Genomic DNA, 1,815 nt, shown 5'->3' with positions numbered 1-1,815 from the left:
TGCCGAGGCCCCGCGGCGGGCGAGCGTGGCTCGCGCGAGCCCGCGCTCGGACTGGGACGCGAGCCACCCGCGCAGCAGCGTCAGGTCGATCTCGTCGAGGCTCGTGCTCCCGTGCCGCATCGCGTACCGCAGCAGGTCGGTCACGTCCGCCACGTAGGCACGCCGCGTGTGGGCGGAGTGCCCGCGCTGCGCGTGGAGGTAGCTGGCGAAGCGGGACACGGCGTCGGACAACTGCTCGGGCAGCCGAGGCAAGCCGGACAGGTCGGTAAGGTCCACGTTTGCCAGTGTGCCGCGCGCCCGCCACCGGGTGAAGCAGGCGCGCCGCTATTGCTCGGGCGGGCAGGTGCGGTGAGCTGGGCCGGCGCCGGGCCTCTGCCAGACTCGGGTCGGACGAGTGCAGCCGGACGAGCGCAGGAGGACCGCGATGATGCGTGCCGTACAGATCACCGAGTTCGGTGGGCCCGAGATGCTCAGGCCCGTCGAGGTGCCGGAGCCGACGGCGGGGCCGGGTCAGGTGCTGATCGAGGTCTCCCGCATCGGCGTGAACTACGCCGACACCCACCAGATCGAGAACTCGTACCAGACGCCGACCGAGCTGCCGTTCGTCCCCGGGAGCGAGGTCGTCGGGCGCACCGCGGACGGTCGCCGGGTCGCCGCGCTGCTGACGGGCGGAGGCGGGTACGCGGAGCGCGCCGTCGCCGACGCGGCCCTGACCTTTCCCGTGCCGGACGACGTCGACGACCTCACCGCGCTTTCGATGCTGGTGCAGGGCACGACCGCCTGGATCCTGCTGCGCAAGAACGCACACCTCGAGGCGGGCGAGTCGGTGGTCGTGCACGCGGCCGCCGGAGGGGTGGGCACGATCGCCGTACAGCTCGCCAAGGCGTGGGGTGCCGGGCGGGTCGTCGCCACCGCGAGCACCGACGACAAGCGCACGCTGGCCCTCGGCCTCGGGGCCGACGTCGCCGTCGACTCCCGCGCCGCCGACATGACGACGGCCCTGATCGAGGCCAACAAAGGGCGCGTGGACGTCGTGCTCGACATGGTCGGCGGCACCACGACCGACCAGAGCGTGGCCGCTCTCGCCCCGTTCGGTCGGCTCGTCTTCTACGGCATGGCCGGGCGTGAGCAGCCCAGGCCCGTCGAGCTGCGCAACCTGCTCGGCCACAGCAGCACCGTCGCGGGCATGTGGCTGCCGCACGTGTTCAAGTTGCCGGGCAACCTCTACGGCAGAGCGCTGACCGAGCTGTTCGACCTGGCCGGCCGCGGCGAGATCCGCGCCGTCGCCGGCGGGGACTACCCGCTGTCCGACGCCCGCGGCGCGCACGAGGCCCTGCGCTCCCGGAGCACTGTCGGCAAGCTCCTCCTCGACCCGGCCGCCTGAGCCATACACGACCGCTTTCGCCGAACCAACCCACCGGGCGGACGCCCGGCTCCGCGCGCCCGGCCCCGGCCCGGCTACCTGACTCACCCGGGGCCGCGCCGCCCTGTCCGAGGCCGGGCGGGACCGGAACCGGGGGCACCAGCGTCACCTCCTCCGCCACCCGCCGTCCCGCTGCTCGGCCAGCCCCATCAGCTCCAGCAGGCCGAGCGCCCCCGTCGTGTCGGCGAGCGCCAGCCCGGCGGTCCGCGCGATCGAGCGTTCGTGCGCCGGCTTGCGCACGGGCAGTGCGTCGAGCACGGCCTTGCCCGCCGCGTCGAGGTCGTCACCGGGGCGGGTCTCGCCCTGGCGGCGCGGTGCGGTCTCACCGAGGTCGCCGACCAGCTCGGCGGCCTCCGCGGCGTCGGTCACGCAGACGGCCGCGCCTCGGCGGG

Annotated in this window: 3 protein-coding genes; 1 reads left to right on the top strand and 2 read right to left on the bottom strand. The window is 74.5% G+C overall.

Annotated features, from left to right (window positions below; genetic code table 11):
* Positions 1 to 276: site-specific integrase (locus PROKR_RS25575; RefSeq protein ID WP_036969329.1), on the bottom strand; the 276-nt coding region annotated here is incomplete at its 3' end.
* 148 nt (positions 277 to 424) lie between these two features.
* On the opposite strand from PROKR_RS25575, the gene PROKR_RS25570 reads away from it, so the two are divergent.
* Entirely contained in the window at positions 425 to 1,384 is a 960-nt protein-coding gene (locus PROKR_RS25570) for a quinone oxidoreductase family protein (RefSeq protein ID WP_211240240.1), read from the top strand.
* A 144-nt stretch (positions 1,385 to 1,528) separates the two neighbouring features.
* Here PROKR_RS25570 and PROKR_RS25565 read toward each other — a convergent pair.
* Positions 1,529 to 1,815, bottom strand: a 287-nt coding sequence (locus PROKR_RS25565; protein ID WP_036969327.1) for a DprA-like winged helix domain-containing protein, incomplete at its 5' end; no start/stop codon positions are given.

The sequence above is a fragment of the Promicromonospora kroppenstedtii DSM 19349 genome (assembly GCF_000515355.1).
GTDB lineage: Bacteria > Actinomycetota > Actinomycetes > Actinomycetales > Cellulomonadaceae > Promicromonospora > Promicromonospora kroppenstedtii.
This window is presented reverse-complemented; position numbering and strand designations above follow the sequence as displayed.

Excerpts from the sequence above, each read along its gene's own strand:
- PROKR_RS25570 (WP_211240240.1), top strand. The coding sequence starts at position 425 with ATGATGCGTGCCGTACAGATCACCGAGTTCGGTGGGCCCGAGATGCTC.